Here is a 19,690-nt window from a genome sequence, read left to right on the forward strand (position 1 = left end):
GCGCCCCGCAGGCTCTGCGGGGCGCCCCTCACTCGTGTGCGGGTCGCCGTGACCTCAACTCGGCTCTTCAAGAGCCTGATTGGGAATGCGCAACCGAGGCCCCCATTCCGCAAGCGCCCAGGTAACGCTTTGGTAGCCACCGGGGTACTGCCCATTGACGGCCCGGTGACGTGCGCATACCGTCCTCTCACCAAATAGGAAACTTTCCTAACAGAGGGCAGGTGCAGTGCTCATGGCCGGAACCACACCGGGTACCCCCCGCGTTCTGCGGGCCATGAACGACCGGGCCGCCCTCGATCTGCTGTTGGAGCACGGACCCCTCTCGCGTACGAAGATCGGGAAGCTGACCGGGCTTTCCAAACCCACCGCGTCGCAGCTGCTCGCGCGGCTGGAGGCCGCCGGGCTGGTCGTCGCCACCGGGACCGTGGCGGGGCGACCCGGGCCCAATGCCCAGCTGTACGCGGTGAACGCGCGGGCCGCCCATGTCGCGGGGCTGGATGTGAACGCCCGCCGGATCGTCGCCGCCGTTGCCGATGTGACCGGTGAGACGGTCGGGGAGTTCGAGCTGCGCACCCCTGGGCGGCGCGCCGACTGCGTGGTGCAGCAGGTGGCGGACGCGCTGGACGGGGCCATCAAGGACGCCGGGCTCATCCGCTCCGATGTGCACCGTGTCGTCATCGGCACCCCGGGCGCCTTCGACCCGGGTACCGGAAGGCTGCGGTACGCCTCGCACCTGCCCGGCTGGCACTCCCCCACCCTGCTGGACGAGCTGGCCGCGTTTTTGCCGATGCCGGTCGAGTACGAGAACGACGTGAACCTGGTCGCGGTGGCCGAACAACGGCTCGGCGCGGCACGCGGGCACGACGACTTCGTCCTGCTGTGGAACGAGGAGGGGCTCGGTGCCGCCCTCGTCATCAACGGACGGCTGCACCGCGGCTTCACGGGCGGTGCCGGTGAGGTCGGCTTCCTGCCGGTGCCCGGCGTCCCGCTGGTCCGACAGGTCACCAAGGCGAACGCGGGCGGTTTCCAGGAGCTGGCGGGCGCGCAGGTGTTGTCCCGGCTGGCCCGGGAGCTCGGCATCGACGACAGGCTGAGCCGCGGCAAGGGCACCCATCACGAGGTCGCGGCCCGTCTCGTCGCGCGAGCCGCCGAGGCCGCGGAGTCGGGCGAGGACGGCCCGTACCCCCGGCTCCTCGATCTGTTCGCCACCGGACTCGCGACCGGTCTCGCCTCCATGGTCGCCGTGCTGGACCCGGAACTCGTCGTGCTGTCCGGCGAGTTGATCGCGGCCGGCGGGGAAGCGCTGCGGGCCCGGGTGGAGTCCGAGCTCGTCGAGCTGGCGGCCTCCCGGCCCCGGCTGATCGCTGGTGACGTGACCCACCGCCCCGTACTGCGCGGCGCGCTGGAGAGCGCACTCGCCACCACCCGTGACGAAGTCTTCGACACGTCGCGCTGACGCCTTTCCCGCACCTTCCTTCGTACATCGCCCCTCTCCGTCCCCCATCCTTCATCGGGAGTCACCGCCATGTCCGGACACTGCCGGAAGACGGCCGCCGCGCTCGCCGCGACCGCCGCGATATCGCTGTTCGCCTCTGCCTGTACGGGCCAGAGCAACTCCGGTGCCAGTGATGACGCGTCCAAGGAGACGACCATCAATTTCTGGCACGGCTGGAATGCCCCGAACGAGGTCAAGGGAATTCAGGCCACGGTCGACGCCTTCGAGAAGGCGCACCCCAATATCCATGTGAAGGTCGTCGGCAATATGACCGACGACAAGATCAACCAGGCACTGCGGGCGGGCGGTTCGAAGGCCCCGGATGTCGTCTCTTCGTTCACCACGAACAATGTCGGCAAATTCTGTTCGTCGAAGGCGTTCGTCGACCTGAACCCCTTCCTGAAGAAGGACGGGATCGACCCGGACAAGACCTTCCCCAAGGCGATGAACGAGTACACGCAGTTCGACGGTGTGCGCTGCACCGTGCCGCTGCTCGGTGACGCGTACGGCCTCTACTACAACAAGGACGCGTTCAAGGCCGCAGGTATCACCAGTCCGCCGAAGACCTGGTCGGAATTGGCCACGGTTGCCAAGAAGCTGACGAAGACCAGGGGCGACTCGTACGAGCAGCTCGGTTTCATGCCGAACTACCACGGTTACGAGGCGACGACCGAGCACTACCTCGGTGGCTGGGACCCGAAGTACTTCGACGCGGACGGCAAGTCGAACATCGCCAAGGACCCGGCTTTCGCCTCCATGCTCACCACCCAGAAGAAGCTGGTCGACGACCTGGGCGGCTACGAGAAGCTGGAGAAGTACCGTACGGCGTTCGGTGACGAGTGGGGCGCCAAGCACCCGTTCCACACCGGCCAGGTGGCCATGCAGCTGGACGGCGAGTGGCGGCTCGGGATGGCCGAGGAGACCAAGCCGGAGTTCGAGATCGGGGTGGCCCCGATGCCCGTCGCCGACGACGAGGCCGACACCTACGGCAAGGGCTATCTGACCGGCACCATCGCCGGTATCGCCGCCACCTCGCAGAAGCAGAACGCGGCGTGGGAGCTGGTGAAGTACATGACGACCGACACCGACGCGGTGGTCGACTTCGCCAATGCCATTCACAATGTGCCGTCCACGCTGGACGCACTGAAGTCGCCGAAGCTGAAGTACGACCCGCGGTTCAAGACGTTCCTGGACGTCGCCGCGAACCCCGACAGCACCACCACCCCGCCCTCGGTGAACGGCGGCGCGTACCTGGTGTCCCTGCAGAACCTCGGATTCGACATCGAGAAGGGCAAGCAGAAGGACATCGAGGCGGGTCTGGAGAAGACCGCCAAGGAAATCGACGCAGCGATCGCACAGGCGAAGTAGAACGGCGATGAGCACGTACACACTCCGCTCGAAGCGCCGCCGGTCGGCCCTTCGGACGGCGGCCTTCATGTCGCCGTGGCTGATCGGGTTCTGTGTCTTCTTCGCCTACCCGCTGATCTCCACGCTCTATTTCTCCCTCACCGACTACGACGGTTTCGCCGCCCCGGAATTCAGTGGGCTGAAGAACTGGTCGTACGTCTTCAACGAATACCCGCTGTTCTGGCCCGCGCTGCGCAACACGCTCTGGCTGGTCGTGGTCATGGTCACCTGCCGGGTGGTGTTCGGTCTCGGCATCGGGCTGCTGATCACCAAGATCAAGACGGGTGCCGGGGTCTTCCGCACCCTGTTCTACCTGCCGTATCTGGCCCCGCCGGTCGCGGCGACCCTCGGCTTCGTCTTCCTGCTCAACCCGGGTACGGGGCCGGTCAATTCGATCCTCGGCGATCTGGGGCTGCCCACGCCCGGCTGGTTCACCGACGCCACCTGGTCCAAGCCGGCCCTGACCGCGCTCGCGGTGTGGGGGGTGGGCGACCTGATGGTGATCTTCATGGCCGCGCTGCTCGACGTACCGAAGGAGCAGTACGAGGCGGCGGAGCTGGACGGGGCGTCCGCGTACCAGCGGTTCCGCTTCGTCACTCTGCCGAACATCTCGCCGATCATCATGTTCGCCGTGGTCACCGGAATCATCCAGACGATGCAGTACTACACCCAGCCACTCGTGGCGGGGAAGGTCGCCTCGGGTGTGATGGGCGGCTCCGGGCAGCAGTTCGAACCGGGCTATCCCGACAAGTCGACACTGACGCTTCCGCAGCTCGTCTACAACCTCGGCTTCCAGCGCTTCGACTACGGCTCCGCCTGTGTGGTCGCACTCGTTCTCTTCGTACTCGCCATGGCGTTCACCGCACTGCTGATGCGGCGCCGCAGCGGGCTGATCCAGGCAGGTGAATGACGTGGCGCAGGCTCTCGACACCCTCGAGCCGGCCGACCGGGCGACCGACCCGATCACCCCGGCCGAACGCACGGCACGCCGCAAGGCGGTGCTGAACTGGATCGCCGTGCACTCGCTCGGCGTCGCTGCCGCACTCTTCTTCGTGCTGCCGTTCGTCTTCCTCCTGCTCACCTCGCTGATGAGCGACCAGCAGGCGCTGACCCGCGACCTGTGGCCGCACCCCTTCGAGTGGAGCAACTACAAGAAGGTGTTCGACACCCCGGGCTTTCTGACCTGGTGGAAGAACACCCTGCTGTACGCGGGGCTCGGCACCGTCCTCACGGTCGTGTCGTCGCTGCCCGTGGCGTACGCGCTCGCCAAGTTCCGCTTCCGCGGGCGGCATCTTTCGCTGATGCTCGTCATCTCGATGATGATGCTGCCGCCACAGGTCGTCGTCATCCCGATGTATCTGTTCTGGGCCAAGCAGTTGGACATGTCCGGCACGCTCTGGCCGCTGATCATCCCGATGGCCTTCGGTGACGCGTTCTCCATCTTCCTGCTGCGGCAGTTCCTGCTGACCATCCCGAACGAGTACCTCGACGCGGCGAAGGTCGATGGCTGCGGTGAGCTGCGCACCCTGCTGAAGGTCGTCGTACCGATGGCCAAGCCGGGCATCGCCGCCGTCGCGCTCTTCCAGTTCTTCTACGCCTGGAACGACTACTTCGGACCGCAGATCTACGCCTCCGAGAACCCGGCCGCCTGGACGCTCAGTTACGGCCTGGAATCCTTCAAGGGCGCGCACCACACCGACTGGAACCTGACCATGGCCGCGACCGTACTGGTCATGGCCCCCGTGATCCTTGTCTTCTTCTTCGCCCAAAAGGCTTTTGTCGAGGGCGTCACACTGACCGGAGTAAAGGGCTGACCTATGAAGCTCACAGTAGTTGGTGGCGGGTCCACCTACACACCTGAACTGATCGACGGCTTCGCCCGTCTGCGGGACACGCTGCCCATCGAGGAGCTCGTGCTCGTCGACCCGGCGGCCGACCGCCTCGAACTCGTCGGCGGCCTCGCCCGGCGGATCTTCGCCAAGCAGGGCCACCCGGGGAGGATCGTCACCACCTCGGACCTCGACGCGGGCGTCGCCGACGCCGATGCGGTCCTGCTCCAGCTGCGCGTCGGCGGCCAGGCCGCCCGCAACCAGGACGAGACATGGCCACTGGAGTGCGGCTGCCTGGGCCAGGAGACCACTGGGGCCGGCGGCCTCGCCAAGGCGCTGCGCACCGTCCCCGTCGTCCTGGACATCGCCGAGCGGGTCCGCCGTACCAACCCGAACGCCTGGATCATCGACTTCACCAATCCGGTCGGCATCGTCACCCGGGCGCTGCTCCAGGCCGGGCACAAGGCCGTCGGCCTGTGCAACGTGGCGATCGGCTTCCAGCGGAAGTTCGCCAGGCTCCTCGATGTCACACCCGGTGAGGTGCACCTCGACCATGTCGGGCTCAACCATCTGACCTGGGAGCTCGGGGTCCGCCTCGGCGGCCCGGACGGCGAGAACGTCCTGCCGAGGCTGCTCGCCGAACACGGCGACACGATCGCGGACGACCTTCGCATGCCGCGGGCGATCGTCGACCGGCTGGGCGTCGTCCCCTCGTACTACCTGCGTTACTTCTACACGCACGACGACGTCGTACGGGAGCTCGGCACCAAGCCGTCCCGGGCGGCCGAGGTCGCCGCGATGGAGAAGGAACTCCTCGCCATGTACGGCGACCCGGCGCTGGACGAGAAGCCCGCGCTGCTCGCCAAGCGCGGCGGCGCCTTCTACTCGGAGGCGGCCGTGGACCTGACGTCCTCCCTGCTCGGCTCGGGCGGCACACCTGTGCAGGTGGTCAACACGTACAACAGGGGGACGCTGCCGTTCCTGCCGGACGACGCGGTGATCGAGGTGCAGGCGAGGGTCGACGAAACGGGTGCCACCCCGCTCGCCGTACCGGAGCTGGACCCGCTGTACGCCGGTCTGATCGCCAATGTGACGGCGTACGAGGACCTCGCCCTGGAGGCCGCGCTTCGCGGAGGCCGCGACCGGGTGTTCAAGGCGCTGCTCGCGCACCCGTTGATCGGTCAGTTCGAATACGCCGAGGCGCTCACCGACAAACTGATCGCACACAACCGGGAGCACCTGGCGTGGGCGTGAACGCTTCGGTCCTCGCGATCGATGCGGGGAACAGCAAGACCGATGTGGCACTGATCGGTGAGGACGGAACGGTGCTGTCGGCGGCCCGCGGCGGTGGCTTCCAGCCGCCGGTCGTGGGGATCGAGACGGCCGTGGACGTTCTCGGTGCGGCCGTCGCCCGGGCGCTGGAGCTGTCCGGCACCCCGGTCGGCTCCGTCGCACATGTGTCGGCCTGTCTCGCCAACGCCGATCTTCCGGTGGAGGAGGAGCAGTTGGCGGCGGCGCTGCGGGCCCGTGGCTGGGGTTCCACGGTCGAGGTGCGCAACGACACCTTCGCGATTCTGCGTGCGGGGGTGGACGAGCCGCGAGGTGTGGCCGTCGTCTGCGGTGCGGGGATCAACTGTGTCGGCATGGTGCCGGACGGACGGACCGCGCGCTTTCCCGCCATAGGCCGGATATCCGGTGACTGGGGCGGCGGTTCGGGTCTGGCCGAGGAGGCGATGTGGTTCGCCTCGCGGGCGGAGGACGGCCGCGGTGAGCCGACCGAACTGGCCCGTGCGCTGCCCGGTCACTTCGGGCTCGACTCGATGTACGCGCTGATCGAGGCGCTGCATCTGGGCCGGGTCGAGTTCGAGCGCCGGCACGAGCTGGCTCCGGTGCTTTTCGCGACCGCGGCGGCCGGGGACCCGGTGGCGGGTGCGCTGGTGGACCGGCTGGCGCAGGAGGTCGTCGCGATGGCGTCGGTCGCGCTGAGCAGGCTCGGCCTGCTGGACGAGGAGGCGCCGGTGGTGCTGGGCGGCGGCGTGCTGGCGGCCCGCCACCCGCAGCTGGACGACAGGATCGCCGAACTCCTCGCGGTACGTGCCCCGAAGGCGCTGGTCCGGGTGGTGACGGAGCCTCCGGTTCTGGGGGCCGCGCTGCTCGGCCTGGATCACACGGAGGCGGCTGCCGGGGTGCACGAGAGGCTGCGTACGCAGTACAGCTGAGACGGGTGGTCTCTCCCGAGGGGGCGTCCCGCGGTGTTTGACGCCGCAGGACGCCCCTTGCGCACGGGAACCGTTCAGTTGTCCCGAACGTGTTCATGAGTGGGGAGATCGGTCCGCTTCGGGGATTGGTCCGCCGGTCGTCTTGATCGGCGGAGCAGGCCTTGATCGAATGCGTGTGATTGCATCCGTGGATCGATGCAGGATCCAGGCGTTCCTGGTGTGGATGTCGGTCCCTGCGGCCATACTTCTGGCCGGGTACCAGTCCCCGATCGGCCGGGGTCCGGGCCACCGTCAGTGACCGAGGGGGAGGTCAAGTGACATACCCGCCGAATGTACGCACGGCGCCGGAACACGCACGGGCGCAGCCGCCCGTGCCCGCGACCGTACCCGCTCCGCCGCAGGGCGGTGCCTGGTCCGCGACGGCACAACGGCTACGGGCCGCGGCGACGACCGAACCGGGCAGGCTGCAGATCATCGGGGCCGTACTGGCCCTGCTCGTCGTCGCGTTCGGGGCCGTGACGGCGTTCGAGATCGCCGACCGGGCGGCCGCAGCCGACGACGTGGTGAGCCGCAGCCAGCCGCTGAGCGCCGACGCGGCGGACATCTACCGCTCGCTGGCCGATGCCGACACCGCGGCGGCGAGCGGCTTCCTGGCCGGGGCGCAGGAGCCGCGCGATGTCCATGACCGGTACGGCAAGGACATCAAGGAGGCATCCCGGCTGCTGGTGAAGGCCGCGGCCAACACGGAGGCGTCGACAGCCTCCGGACACGAGATCACCACGCTCAACGAGGAACTCCCCCGGTACGCGGGTCTGATCGAGCGGGCCCGTGCCAACAACCGGCAGGGACTGCCGCTGGGCGGTGCCTACCTCCGGTACGCGAACCAGAAGATGACCAACGTACTGCTGCCGGCCGCCGAGCGGCTGTACACGGCGGAGACCGGCCGGCTCGACCGGGACAACGACTCGGCCAGGGCCTGGCCTCTCCTCTCGCTCGGGCTCGGTGTCGTGGCACTGGCCGCACTGTTCTGGGCGCAGCGGCGCAACTACCGCAGGACGAACCGGGTCTTCAACCACGGGCTGCTCGTCGCGACCGCCGCGTCCACCGTGGTGCTGCTGTGGCTGGCCGTGGGGCACACGGTGGCACGGTCCGAACTGCTGAACGCCGATGTGCACGGCCAGCAGTCCCTCGATGTTCTCAACCATGCGCGGATCGACTCGCTGAAGGCGCGCGCCAATGAGAACCTCACTCTTGTCGCCCGCGGCGCGGTACTCACCCCTGATGGCAAGAACGACAAGTACGAGACGGACTACAACACGGGCATGAAGGCCCTCGGTGAAGAGCTGGGGAGAGCCAGGAAGCTCGCCGACGACTCCCAGGGGAGCGGGCCGGTGGCGAACGCCATCAACGGTGTCTCCGAGTGGCAGGGCCGCCACCGGACCGCCCGCACGACCGACGACAACGGCGACTACGAGGGCGCGCTGAAGCAGATCATCGGGCCGGAGAACTCGACGGGTGAGTCCTTCAACCGGGTGGACGAGGCGCTGAAGCAGGCGCTCGCCCATGAGCAGGGCGAGTTCACCCGGGCCGCGAAGGCCGGGCGCGGGGCACTGGGCGGGCTGCCGATCGGGGCCGCCGCACTCGCCGCGCTGGGTGCCATCGCCGCGGTCGTCGGGGTCAACCGCAGGCTCTCGGAGTACCGGTGAGAGGGGGAGCGATGACCAGGAAGCGCACGGGGTCCACCCGCGGCAGGCTGCGCGGCTGGGGCGGAATGACGGGCATGGCCGTGGCCTGCGCGGTGACGGCCTCGCTCACCCTGCTGCCGCTCTCCCACGGCGGCACCGGCACCCTCGTCGGGGACACCTCGGGGCCGGGTACGGCGCAGGCGGTGCAGGCCCGGGCCGGCGACTGCGCGGACCCGGAGGCGAGCCTGCCGCCGTCGAGCGCCGACGGCCCGGGCATCGCGAAGATCAAAGCGCGCGGAAAGCTGATCGCCGGCGTCGACCAGAACAGCTTCCGCTGGGGATACCGCGATCCGGAGACCGGCAAGCTCGAAGGCTTCGACATCGATCTGGTGCGGGCCATCGCCAAGAACGTCCTGGGCGATCCCGACGCGGTGATCTTCCGGACCATCCCCACCAACCAGCGGATCGCCGCTCTGGAGAACGACAAGGTCGATGTCGTCGTCCGGACGATGACGATCAACTGCAGCCGGCTGGACCAGGTCTCGTTCTCCACGGCCTACTTCCAGGCCGGGCAGCAGGTCCTCGCTCCGAAGGACTCGCCGATCACCGGGTTCGACACGTCACTGGCCGGCAAGCGGATCTGCACCGCCGAGGGTTCCACCGCGTACGAGGCGCTGGAGAAGCAGTCGTTCGGCTCGGTCTTCAAGGACGAGCACGACGGCACCGAGGCGGACGAGGACCGGCTCACCGTCCCCAACCAGCTGGACTGCCTGGTACGGCTGCAGCTGGGCGAGGTCGACGCGGTGGTCACGGACAACGCGCTGGCGGCCGGCCAGGCAGCCCAGGACCCGGCGGTCGAGCTCAAGGGCGACAAGCCGTTCACCACCGAGTACTACGGCGCGGCGACGAAGCGCGGTGCGACCGATCTGGTGGCCCGGATCAACCAGGTGCTCGTCGACTACCGCAGGGGTGGTGGGGACAGCCCATGGATGGTCTCGTACCGGAAGTGGCTGGAGGCCGGTCTGCCGGGTATATCGGCGCCGCCGGCCCCCAAGTACCGGAGCAACTAGCGCCGGGCCGGCCAGGTGTGCGCGCGGGCGCGGACCGGGCCGGCGAGGCAGTGGCACTGATCCTGCCGGGCCCGTCCCGGCAGGAAGAGCGGAGAGGTGATCGATGGGCGTCGCGGGCCCCTTTCCCGGCTACGCGGGGAGGCCCCCCGGCCCGGTCATGGACCGGGACGAGGCGGACCGTGCGCTGGCCCGGCTGGGCGCGGAGCACGAGGCGATCGAGACCTCGCTCCTCGCCCTGCAGGACCACGCCGGCCGCCGGCTCCTGGAGGGCGCCGACCTGACCGGTGTCACCAAGGAACGCTGGGCCTCCACCGAGCAGTGGATCACGCTGCTGTGGGGGTATTTCGACGCCTACGCGGGGGCGCTGGCCGAGGCCCGCGCGGTGCGGGCCCGCCGGCGCCACCCCAACCGGGACGACCTGGTGACCCTCACCGAACTGCTGCGCGGCCAGGGTGTCACCGTGGCCCATGCGGCCGGCCGGCCCAATCCGTCGATCACTGGTCCCGCCAAGCTCTCCGAGCGGTTCACGCTGGAGGAGCTGGTCGCCCGGATGAACGACCTGTACGCCCGCTCGCTGGACATGGTCGTCGCCTCCGACTCCGTGTGGTCCGCGCTGCCCGCCCGGATAGATCTCCTCGCCGTCGAGCTGCACCGCACCCGCTCGCTGGCGCACTCCGTCGGCGTACGCCCCGGAGAGCATCCGGCGGGCGACGACCTGGAGGCGATCACCCATGAACTGGCCACGCTGCGGGTCCAGGTGATCTCCGATCCGCTCGCGTTCTGGCTGTCGGGCCCCGGAAGTTCGGCGCCCGGTGGCGGACGCCCCGACACGACGCGCTACGACCGGGCGGCCCGCGCCCTGGACGACGTACGCCGCGAGATCGAGGCGGTGCTCGCGGTCCGGCAGGACGCCGAGCAGCGTCTGGTCCACCTGCGTGATGTCCTCTCCCGCGCGGACCGCACCCTGACCGAGGCCCGGTCGGCGCGCGGCGAGGTGCTGGCGAAGATCGCCGCCTCCGAGGTCCCCGCGGTCAGCGGCCCGGCGACCGCGCTCCAGGAGCGGCTGGCCGCCGCTTCGGAGTACCGCAGGCATGCGCAGTGGCACCGGCTCTCCCCGCTCCTGGAGACGCTGGAGCGGGAGGCCGAGGAGGAGTTGCTGCGGGCCCGTGAGTCGCTGACCGCGGTCACGGCTCCGCTGGCCGTGCGGGCGGAGCTGCGTGGCAGGCTCGACGCGTACAAGGCGAAGGTCGCCCGGCACGGGATGGCCGAGGATCCGCTGCTGATCGAGCGGTACGACGCGGCGCGCCGGATGCTGTGGAGCGCACCGTGCGATCTGCGGGTCGCCACGCAGGCGGTGCTGCGCTACCAGGAGGCGGCGGCCGAACTGCTGTCCCAGGGCCGGACCTCGGGACCGGAGGACCGGCGATGAGTACAGGTATGTGCAAGGTGGAAGGGCCGCTGCGGCGGCGGGGCGAACAGGGGGACGGACCATGAGTACGCAGTGCCAGCGCCCTGCGTGCGAGGGCAGTTACGAGGACATGGGCGGCGGTGAGCTGTACTGCGACACCTGCGGTCTGGCTCCGGTCGTCTCGCCGACGGGCATGGTGAGTTCACCGCCGACCGGGATCGCGGGCGGCGGTGGCGCGAGCAGCAGGGGCAGCCGGGGCAGCAACAGCAGTTCGCGGGCCTCGTCCCGGGCGTCCTCGCGTTCCTCGTCCCGCTCGTCGACCTCGCGGCGTTCCGTTTCGGGACGGCTCTCGCGCTCGCTGTCCGGTGGCGCCACGTCCCGTTCGGTGTCGGTGCGTTCCTCCGGTTCGTCCACGGGCGCGTCGTCCGGCCGGGGGAGGCTGGGCGCGGGCCTGGTGCAGGTGCCGGACGTGCCGCGTCCCGACCCGAGCTCCGCGGTGATGGAGAACCCGCAGGTGCCGGAGCGGAAGCGTTTCTGTTCGCGTTCGGACTGCGGGGCCCCGGTGGGCCGGGCCCGTGGCGAACGGGCGGGCCGCACGGAGGGGTTCTGCACCAAGTGCGGCCACCCGTACTCCTTCGTGCCCAAGCTCCACGAGGGCGACATCGTGCACGGCCAGTACGAGGTCACGGGCTGTCTGGCGCACGGCGGGCTCGGCTGGGTCTACCTCGCGGTCGACCGTGCGGTGTCCGACCGCTGGGTGGTCCTCAAGGGCCTGCTCGACACCGGTGACCAGGACGCCATGGCGGCCGCCATCTCGGAGCGCCGCTTCCTCGCCGAGATCGAGCACTCCAACATCGTCCGGATCTACAACTTCGTCGAGCATCTCGACCAGCGCACCGGCTCGCTCGACGGCTACATCGTGATGGAGTACGTCGGCGGCAAGGCGCTCAAGGAGATCGCGAACGAGCGCCGAACCCCGGCCGGGAAGCGCGATCCGCTGCCCGTCGAGCAGGCGTGCGCGTACGGCATCGAGGCGCTGGAGGCGCTCGGCCATCTGCACAGCCGCAACCTGCTGTACTGCGACTTCAAGGTCGACAACGCGATCCAGACCGAGGACCAGCTGAAGCTGATCGACATGGGCGCGGTCCGCAGAATGGACGACGGAGAGTCGGCCATCTACGGCACGGTGGGGTATCAGGCGCCGGAGGTCGCGGAGGTCGGCCCGTCGGTCGCCTCCGATCTGTACACGGTCGCGCGGACGCTCGCGGTGCTCACCTTCGACTTCCAGGGCTACACCAACGTCTTCGTGGACTCGCTGCCGGACCCGGACAACATCGAGGTGTTCCGGACCTATGAGTCGTTCTACCGGCTGCTGGTCCGGGCCACCGACCCCGATCCGGCGCGGCGGTTCGCCTCGGCGGCGGAGATGGCTGAGCAGCTGACGGGTGTGCTGCGCGAGGTGGTGTCGCTGCAGACGGGGCGGCCTCGGCCTGCTCTGTCGACGTTGTTCGGTACAGAGGTACGGGTCACGGACACGCAGTTGTTCGCCGAGCTGACGGACGAGGTGTCGCGGCTGGGGGCACGGGCTGCCGCTTCGGCGTCGTCCGGGCGCTTCGGGCGGCGGCGGAACGGGGCGAGGGCCGGCGCTGCCGCGCCGTCTCCCGCTGTGCCGCCCGCAGGTCCGGGGCAGGGCGCGCTGCCCGCGGGTGCGCCGCCCGCGCCCGGGGCCGCTCCGCTGTCCGCGCCGCCCACCCACACAAAGGCGGGCAACGGGGCAAGCCAGAACAGCGCGGCCCTCCAGAGCGGCGCGGCCTTCTCGTACGCACAGGCCCGGGCCGTGATTCCGGCTCCCCGTGTTCCGGCCGCCACCGACCCCGGTGCGCCGTCGGGGCCCTATCACCCGAACGGCCCCCGGCTGGCCCGGTTCGACGCACGGTCCACCTCGCTCGCGCTGCCCGTGCCCCGGGTCGACACGAGCGACCCCAACGCGGGCTTCCTCGCCGGACTGATGACCACCGCCCCGTCCGAACTGATCGCCGCGCTGAACGCCGTACCCGCGGCCTCGCTGGAGACCCGGCTGCGTGAGCTGCGCGCCCGCCTGGAGATGAACGAACTCGGCGCGGCCGGGCAGACGCTGACGGCGCTGGAGAGCCAGTTCCCGGACGACTGGCGGGTCGTCTGGTACCGCGGCGTCACCTCGCTGGTGACGGGTGACAACGAGAACGCGGCGCTCTCCTTCGACGCGGTGTACGACGCGTTCCCCGGTGAGCCGGCGCCCAAGCTGGCGCTGGGTATCTGTGCGGAGGTCCTGGGCCAGCTGGACAACGCCGCCGAATACTACCGGCTGGTGTGGACGACCGACCCGAGCTTCGTCAGCGCCGCGTTCGGCCTGGCCCGAGTGCGGCTCGCCGCCGGGGACCGGGCCGGGGCCGTCGCGGTGCTGGAGTCCGTGCCGGAGGCGTCGATCCATTACACGGCGGCCCGGGTCGCCGCGGTGCGCGCCCGGCTGCATGAACGGGCACCGGACGAGCCCCTGATCGTCGATCTGATGGCCGCCTCGGCCCAGGTCTCGGGGCTGGCCGGTTTCGGTCTGGACGCGGTGCGCCGCGAGCAGTTGTCGACAGAGGTGCTGGGGACGGCGCTCGACTGGGTACTCTCCGGTAGTCCAACGGCTCGGTCCTCGGCCCCGCAGCCGCCTGCCGGGTCGCCCGGGCCGAGAACGCTGCTCGGCAGTGAGCTGGACGAGCGCGGCCTGCGTTTCGGGCTGGAGCGTTCGTACAGGATGCTCGCCCGGCTTGCAGAGCCCGGCGACGAGAGGATCGAACTGGTGGAGCGGGCCAACCGTTTCCGCCCCCGGACGTGGGTGTGAAAATGTCGCAGAAGCCCCAGGAGACGGCCCTGTCGAAGTGCCCCGGCTGCGAAGAGCCGCTGGAGCCGGGGGACCTGTTCTGCGGTGCGTGCGGGTACGACCTGTCGGCCGTGCCCGAACCGCCGCAGGACAACCCGACGATCGCCATGGCCGCGCCGGCGGAGCACGGGGCGACGGCCGCCGCCCGCACTCCGGCGGGTCGCCCGGCAGCGGTCCGCTTCGACGGGCCGGGCGGATCCGGCGACTTCGAGCTGGCCGCGCCTGGGGCCGCACCCGCATCCACGCCGTCCGCCGAGGCGCCCGCACCCGACCCCCGTACCCCGGCCGCGGAGCCGCCCTCCACGCCGCAGGCCGGCACCAGACTGTGTGTGGCCTGCCGCGCCGGTCGTGTCGACACCGACGGCTACTGCGAGAGGTGCGGTCACGCCCAGCCGCGCGAGCGCGACCACATGGAGCAGGAGCTCGGTTCGGTGGCCGCCGTCAGCGACCGGGGCCTGCGCCACCACCGCAACGAGGACTCGTTCGCGGTGTCGACCACCGCCCTGCCCGACGGTTCACCGGCCGTCGTCGCGATCGTCTGTGACGGCGTCTCATCGGCGAGCCGCCCCGACGAGGCGTCCGCGGCCGCCGCGAGCGCCGCCAACGAAGCGCTTCTGGAGTCGCTGCCGCGCGGCACCCATCCGCAGCAGGCGATGCACGAGGCGATCGTGGCGGCCGCCGAGTCGGTCAACTCCCTGGCCGAGGAGCCCGGCCAGGCCATGGAGCACGCCCCGCACCGCCACCAGAACGCCCCGGCGTGCACCTTGGTCGGCGCGGTGATGGCGGGCGGTCTGCTGGTCGTCGGCTGGGTCGGCGACAGCCGCGTCTACTGGGTGCCGGACGACCGCACCAACCCGCCTGCCCGGCTGACCGAGGACGACTCCTGGGCCGCGCAGATGGTGGCGGCGGGCCTGATGAACGAGGCCGAGGCGTACGCGGACGAGCGGGCCCACGCCATCACGGGGTGGCTCGGCGCCGACGCGTACGAACTGGAGCCGCACACCGCGTCCTTCAAACCGGACCGGTCCGGTCTCGTGGTGGTGTGCACGGACGGCCTGTGGAACTACGCGGAGTCGGCGGCCGAGATGGCCGCGGCGGTGCCGGCCGATGCGCAGCTGCGGCCGTTGCACGGCGCCCGGGTGCTGGTGGGTCATGCGCTCGACGGTGGGGGCCACGACAACGTAACAGTGGCTCTGCTGCCGTTCGCCGTACCGCCGCAGGGGGCAGGATCGGCCTGCGGCAACACATGAGTCCCGTTCCGTAGCGCTTGGTTCCGTTTCCGTCCGCCCACTCGCCCCTGACGACTTCGCTCGCGTTCACCCGCTTTTACTCGTATTTCTTCCCTCACAGCTGTCTTCGTCTGACACCTGGAGCATCAAGGAGCCGATCAGATGGCCAACTTCTCCAAGTCGAACGTGCCGCGGTTCTCCGTCGAGGTGTACCAGAACGAATATCTGCCGGAGGGCGGTCGCGAGGTCAACGCGATCGTCACGGTCACCTCGACCGGGGGAGGCACCACCGGCGGCGTGCCGCTGTCCGGTGCGGCTGCGACACCCACGCACGTACCGGGGCAGGCGCCGAAAGCCGCCGTGGTGATCATGGTCGACTGCTCCGGTTCGATGGACTATCCGCCGACGAAGATGCGCAACGCCCGCGATGCGACGGCCGCGGCCATCGACACCCTGCGCGACGGCACCGCGTTCGCCGTGGTCGGCGGTACGCACGTCGCCAAGGAGGTCTACCCGGGCAATGGGAGGCTCGCCGTCGCCGATGCGCGGACCAAGGCCCGGGCGAAGGAGGCCCTGCGTGCGCTCAGCGCCGGTGGCGGTACGGCGATCGGCACCTGGCTGCGGCTGACCGACCGGCTGCTCGGCGCCGCCGATGTGGAGATCCGGCACGGCATCCTCCTCACCGACGGGCGCAACGAGCACGAGGCGCCGGAGGATCTGCGGGCCGCGCTCGAATCCTGCGCGGGGCGCTTCACCTGTGACGCCCGGGGTGTCGGCACCGACTGGGAGGTGAAAGAGGTCACAGCCATAGCCTCCGCGCTGCTCGGCACGGCCGACATCGTCGCCGACCCGGCGGGGCTGGCCGCGGACTTCACACAGATGATGGAGAACGCGATGGGCAAGGCGGTCGCGGATGTCGCGCTGCGGCTCTGGACGCCCGTCGGGGTCGAGATCAAGTTTGTGAAGCAGGTCGCACCGACGGTCGTCGATCTGACCGGCCGCCGCACCGAGGCGGGCCCCCGCGCCGGGGACTATCCCACGGGTTCCTGGGGAGACGAGTCCCGCGACTACCACGTGTGCGTACAGGTGCCGGAGGCCGGGATCGGGCAGGAGATGCTGGCGTCCCGGGTCTCGCTGATCCTCCCCGACCCGTCGGGCGGGTCCCCGCAGGCCCTTTCGCAGGGCCTGGTACGGGCGGTGTGGACGCAGGACATGGTGGCGTTCACCTCGATCAACCCGCAGGTCGCGCACTACACGGGCCAGGCGGAACTGGCACAAGTCATCCAGCAGGGGCTCGATGCCCGCAAGTCGGGAGACTTCGACGGCGCGACCGCGAAACTGGGCCGCGCGGTGCAGCTGGCATCGGCGTCCGGGAACGAGGACACTGCGAAACTGCTTTCGAAGGTGGTGGACGTCGTCGATGCCGCGACCGGTACTGTGCGACTGAAGGCGAAGGTCGCGGAGGCCGACTCGATGACACTCGAAACACGCTCCACCAAGACCGTTCGCGTCAAGAAATAACCACACAGCCGCACAGTCGGGCCGCCCGGCCGGAGCGATCCGCCGGGTGGCGAAGAGCAGCAAAAAAATGACGGCCCCCGGGGCCGGACGAGGAGAGGAGGAAGCGCCGACATGCCGACCTGCCCGAACGGACACCAGTCGGATTCCGATGACTGGTGCGAGGTCTGCGGACATCGCATGACCGGGGCGAGCGCGCCTGCGGGTGCGGTCCCCCCGCCGCCTCCCCCGCCGCCCGCTCCCGGTTACGGCTTCCCGCAGGGCCCCGGCCCCGATGCGACCCAGCAGGCCGAGCTCTGCCCGCAGTGCCGCACGCCGCGTGAGGCGATGGCGCCGTTCTGCGAGGAGTGCCGCTGGAACTTCCTCACGAACACAGCGACGTCGTACACGCCGCTGGCGCCGTCCCACAGCATTCCCGGCCCCCCGCCCGGTCTCAACCTGCCGCCCGGCTTCCAGGCACAGCAGCCGCCGGGCCCTCAGCAGCGCGATCCCTTCGAGTACCAGGGCTCGCGGCCTTCGCAGGTGAACCGCCCGGCCGAGCCGCTCTCCCCCGACCGGGGAAGCCGACCCGGGCCCCTGGCGCCGGGTCCGCAGTCACCGGGGCCGCAGTCGCCGCAGCCGCCGCATCCGTTCCAGCAGCAGGGGCCGCCGCTGTCCTTCCAGCAGCAGACCACGCCACCCCCGCCGCCCCAGCAGCAGTCGGCGCCGGCCGCGTTCGAGCGGCCCGGTCCGGCCGCCCCGCAGGCCCCCCAGCCACCGGCCCAGCCGCAGTCGCCGCACTCCGGTGATGGCAACGACTGGATGCTGTCGCCGCCGTCCCGGGCAGAGGCCCCGCAGCCGCCGGCCCCGCCGCAGCAGCAATCGCCGTTCCCGGGTCAGAGCCAGAACCAGCCGCCCGCGACCTGGACCGCGGTCGTCGCCCCGGACCGTGAGTACTTCCTGGCGATGATGCAGCGCAGTGGTCCCGAGGCGACCGGGCTCAACCTGCCCGCGTACTCCCCGGAGCAGCAGCTTTCGCTGACCGGCAACCAGATCACCATCGGTCGCCGCAGGAACAGCACCGGCGAGTCCCCCGACATCGATCTGTCCGTGCCGCCGGAGGACCCGGGCGTCTCGCACCAGCACGCGGTGCTGGTGCAGCAGCCCGACGGCAGCTGGGCCGTGGTCGACCAGAACTCCACCAACGGCACCACGCTCAACGGCGCCGAGGACCCGATCCAGCCCTATGTCCCCGCCCCGCTCCAGGACGGCGACCGGGTGCACGTCGGGGCGTGGACGACGATCACGATCCGCCGGGGCTGACCCGCGCTACCCGCTGGGCAGTGGCCAGGCGTACGGCCCCTCGGGGTCGTCCAGCCAGGCCCACTGCCGCCCGCCTTGGACCGTGATGCCGAACCTCTCCCGCTCGGGGCGCCTCTCGCGCTGCCAGAGGGAGAGGGCCTCGCGCGGGTCGAGGGTGGCCTCGGTCAGCGTCAGCAGGAACCGGAAGAGTTCGTTCTGGCTGACGCGCCTCGGCAGTGCGCCGGTGTGCGGGCGCCGCACAGGTGGCGGCTGTGTGCCGCGCAGCGGTACGAAGTACGCGGACGTGTGCAGAAACCGGCCTTCGGCGTACTTCCCGTGTGCCCCTTCCCGTACCCGCAGCGCGATCAGTCCGGTGGCGAACGGCGCCAGTATCCGTGCGCCAGGCGTGCACTGGTCCAGCCAGGCCTGCGGTACGCACGGCAGGGTGCAGGTCGCGATGATCCGGTCGTACGGGCCGCGCGGGGGCCAGCCCCGTGCCCCGTCCCCGGTGATCACCGCCGGGCGGTATCCGGCCGCCGCCAGATGCCGGCGGGCCGACTCGGTGATCTCCGGGTCGAGGTCGACGGTGGTCACGGCGTCGTCACCGAGCCGGTGTGCGAGCAGCGCCGCGTTGTAGCCGCTGCCCGCGCCGATCTCCAGGACCCGCTGCCCTTCCCGTACGTCCAGCTCTTCGAGCATCCGGGCCATCAGCGACGGCTGGCTGCTCGACGAGATCAGCTCACCGTCCCGGATCCGGGTGGCCAGTGCCCCGTCCGCGTACGCCCCGTGCAGCCACTGGGCCCGCCTGACCGGGTCGGGGTCCTCGCACCACAGGCGGTCGAATCCACCGCCCACGAAGTAGTACGGCACGAAGAGATGCCGCGGCACCTCCTCGAACGCGGCCAGCCATTGCGGATCAGCCAGCGCCCCACCGGCCACGATCCCGCGCACCATCGCCCGCCGCTCCTCGGCGGCGGCCTCGGAGAACTGATCCGGGTACGCGTCGTTCATACCTCCACCTTCCTGCGCCGGGGCCCCGGGGGCCAGGAACCGGGCCGGGGCGGTTCCTGTCGCGCCAGACGTCGCGCGGCGGACGGCAGTTCGACGAGACGGGACCTAGGACCCCGGTCCTCGGCCGGTGCGTCTGCGACGATGGACGGGTGACAGAGATTCCGCGCGACACACTGCAGGAGCAGACCTTCTACGAACAGGTCGGCGGCGAGGAGACCTTCCGGCGCCTGGTGCACCGCTTCTACCAGGGAGTCGCCGAGGACCCGCTGCTCCGGCCGATGTATCCGGAGGAGGATCTGGGTCCGGCCGAGGAGCGGTTCAGGCTGTTCCTGATGCAGTACTGGGGTGGGCCCCGTACCTACGGTGAGCAGCGCGGGCATCCCCGGCTGCGGATGCGGCACGTTCCGTTCCGGGTGGACCGGGCGGCTCATGATGCGTGGCTGAGCCATATGCGGGTCGCCCTCGACGAGCTCGGACTGGCGCCGGAGCACGAGCGGCAGCTGTGGGGCTACCTCACCCATGCCGCCGCCTCGATGGTGAACACCGAGGGCTGAGCACGCGACCCCGTCTCTCTGCCTGTCCCGCTGCCACGGGTGCGGAATGGCGTTCCTCCGTGTCCGATTAACGGTC

General features: G+C 70.3%; 16 protein-coding genes. 14 read left to right on the forward strand and 2 right to left on the reverse strand.

Annotated elements, in window-relative coordinates; genetic code table 11:
• Window positions 1-232 precede the first annotated feature (232 nt).
• The 9 genes from ABTZ94_RS11350 (at window position 233) to ABTZ94_RS11390 (ending at window position 11,134) form a co-directional block, all read left to right on the forward strand.
• Window positions 233-1,456: an ROK family transcriptional regulator gene (locus ABTZ94_RS11350; protein ID WP_351199843.1), complete on the forward strand. Its 1,224-nt coding sequence runs from the start codon at window positions 233-235 to the stop codon at window positions 1,454-1,456.
• A gap of 69 nt (window positions 1,457-1,525) precedes the next feature.
• Window positions 1,526-2,863, forward strand: a complete 1,338-nt coding sequence (locus ABTZ94_RS11355; RefSeq protein ID WP_351199845.1) for an ABC transporter substrate-binding protein — start codon at window positions 1,526-1,528, stop codon at window positions 2,861-2,863.
• A gap of 7 nt (window positions 2,864-2,870) precedes the next feature.
• Window positions 2,871-3,812, forward strand: coding sequence for a carbohydrate ABC transporter permease (locus ABTZ94_RS11360; RefSeq protein WP_351199847.1), 942 nt, complete (start codon window positions 2,871-2,873; stop codon window positions 3,810-3,812).
• Window position 3,813: 1 nt separating this feature from the next.
• A complete protein-coding gene (locus tag ABTZ94_RS11365; protein WP_351199849.1) occupies window positions 3,814-4,716 on the forward strand; it encodes a carbohydrate ABC transporter permease in 903 nt (300 codons plus the stop codon).
• A 3-nt stretch (window positions 4,717-4,719) separates the two neighbouring features.
• Entirely contained in the window at window positions 4,720-5,985 is a 1,266-nt protein-coding gene (locus ABTZ94_RS11370) for a 6-phospho-beta-glucosidase (RefSeq protein WP_351199851.1), read from the forward strand.
• Entirely contained in the window at window positions 5,976-6,950 is a 975-nt protein-coding gene (locus ABTZ94_RS11375; RefSeq protein ID WP_351199853.1) for an N-acetylglucosamine kinase, read from the forward strand. The genes ABTZ94_RS11370 and ABTZ94_RS11375 overlap by 10 nt, the downstream gene beginning before the upstream one ends.
• 314 nt (window positions 6,951-7,264) lie before the next feature.
• Window positions 7,265-8,656, forward strand: a complete 1,392-nt coding sequence (locus tag ABTZ94_RS11380; protein ID WP_502967223.1) for a GlnX family signal transduction membrane protein — start codon at window positions 7,265-7,267, stop codon at window positions 8,654-8,656.
• An 11-nt stretch (window positions 8,657-8,667) separates the two neighbouring features.
• Complete coding sequence (locus tag ABTZ94_RS11385) at window positions 8,668-9,705, forward strand: glutamate ABC transporter substrate-binding protein (RefSeq protein ID WP_351199855.1); 1,038 nt, start codon at window positions 8,668-8,670, stop codon at window positions 9,703-9,705.
• A gap of 103 nt (window positions 9,706-9,808) precedes the next feature.
• Window positions 9,809-11,134 (forward strand): hypothetical protein, encoded by a 1,326-nt coding sequence (locus tag ABTZ94_RS11390; RefSeq protein ID WP_351199857.1) that lies wholly within the window; start codon window positions 9,809-9,811, stop codon window positions 11,132-11,134.
• Window positions 11,135-11,233: 99 nt separating this feature from the next.
• Here the strand turns inward: ABTZ94_RS11390 and ABTZ94_RS37805 are convergent, their stop codons facing one another.
• A complete protein-coding gene (locus ABTZ94_RS37805; protein ID WP_502967224.1) occupies window positions 11,234-11,527 on the reverse strand; it encodes a hypothetical protein in 294 nt (97 codons plus the stop codon).
• On the opposite strand from ABTZ94_RS37805, the gene ABTZ94_RS11395 reads away from it, so the two are divergent.
• The 4 genes from ABTZ94_RS11395 to ABTZ94_RS11410 all read left to right on the forward strand — a co-directional run bounded on the left by ABTZ94_RS11395 (window position 11,499) and on the right by ABTZ94_RS11410 (window position 18,070).
• Window positions 11,499-13,982 carry a serine/threonine-protein kinase gene (locus ABTZ94_RS11395; RefSeq protein ID WP_502967225.1) on the forward strand — a complete coding sequence of 828 codons (2,484 nt, stop codon included), beginning with the start codon at window positions 11,499-11,501 and terminating at the stop codon, window positions 13,980-13,982. The two genes, ABTZ94_RS37805 and ABTZ94_RS11395, sit on opposite strands and share 29 nt — an antisense overlap.
• Window positions 13,979-15,271: a protein phosphatase 2C domain-containing protein gene (locus tag ABTZ94_RS11400; RefSeq protein WP_351199861.1), complete on the forward strand. Its 1,293-nt coding sequence runs from the start codon at window positions 13,979-13,981 to the stop codon at window positions 15,269-15,271. Before ABTZ94_RS11395 ends, ABTZ94_RS11400 begins: the two co-directional genes overlap by 4 nt.
• Before the next feature lie 141 nt (window positions 15,272-15,412).
• Window positions 15,413-16,771, forward strand: a complete 1,359-nt coding sequence (locus ABTZ94_RS11405) for a vWA domain-containing protein (protein WP_351199863.1) — start codon at window positions 15,413-15,415, stop codon at window positions 16,769-16,771.
• Window positions 16,772-16,882: 111 nt separating this feature from the next.
• Window positions 16,883-18,070: an FHA domain-containing protein gene (locus ABTZ94_RS11410; protein ID WP_351199865.1), complete on the forward strand. Its 1,188-nt coding sequence runs from the start codon at window positions 16,883-16,885 to the stop codon at window positions 18,068-18,070.
• Window positions 18,071-18,076: 6 nt separating this feature from the next.
• Here the strand turns inward: ABTZ94_RS11410 and ABTZ94_RS11415 are convergent, their stop codons facing one another.
• The gene (locus ABTZ94_RS11415; protein ID WP_351199867.1) at window positions 18,077-19,060 is read right to left on the reverse strand and encodes a methyltransferase domain-containing protein; all 984 of its coding nucleotides are present in this window, start codon (window positions 19,058-19,060) and stop codon (window positions 18,077-18,079) included.
• A gap of 149 nt (window positions 19,061-19,209) precedes the next feature.
• Here ABTZ94_RS11415 and ABTZ94_RS11420 point away from each other — a divergent pair, with 149 nt between their 5' ends.
• Window positions 19,210-19,614 carry a globin gene (locus tag ABTZ94_RS11420; RefSeq protein WP_351199869.1) on the forward strand — a complete coding sequence of 135 codons (405 nt, stop codon included), beginning with the start codon at window positions 19,210-19,212 and terminating at the stop codon, window positions 19,612-19,614.
• Window positions 19,615-19,690: the final 76 nt, after the last annotated feature.

The sequence above is a fragment of the Streptomyces sp. NPDC002785 genome (assembly GCF_040295565.1).
In the GTDB taxonomy this organism is placed as follows: Bacteria; Actinomycetota; Actinomycetes; order Streptomycetales; family Streptomycetaceae; genus Streptomyces.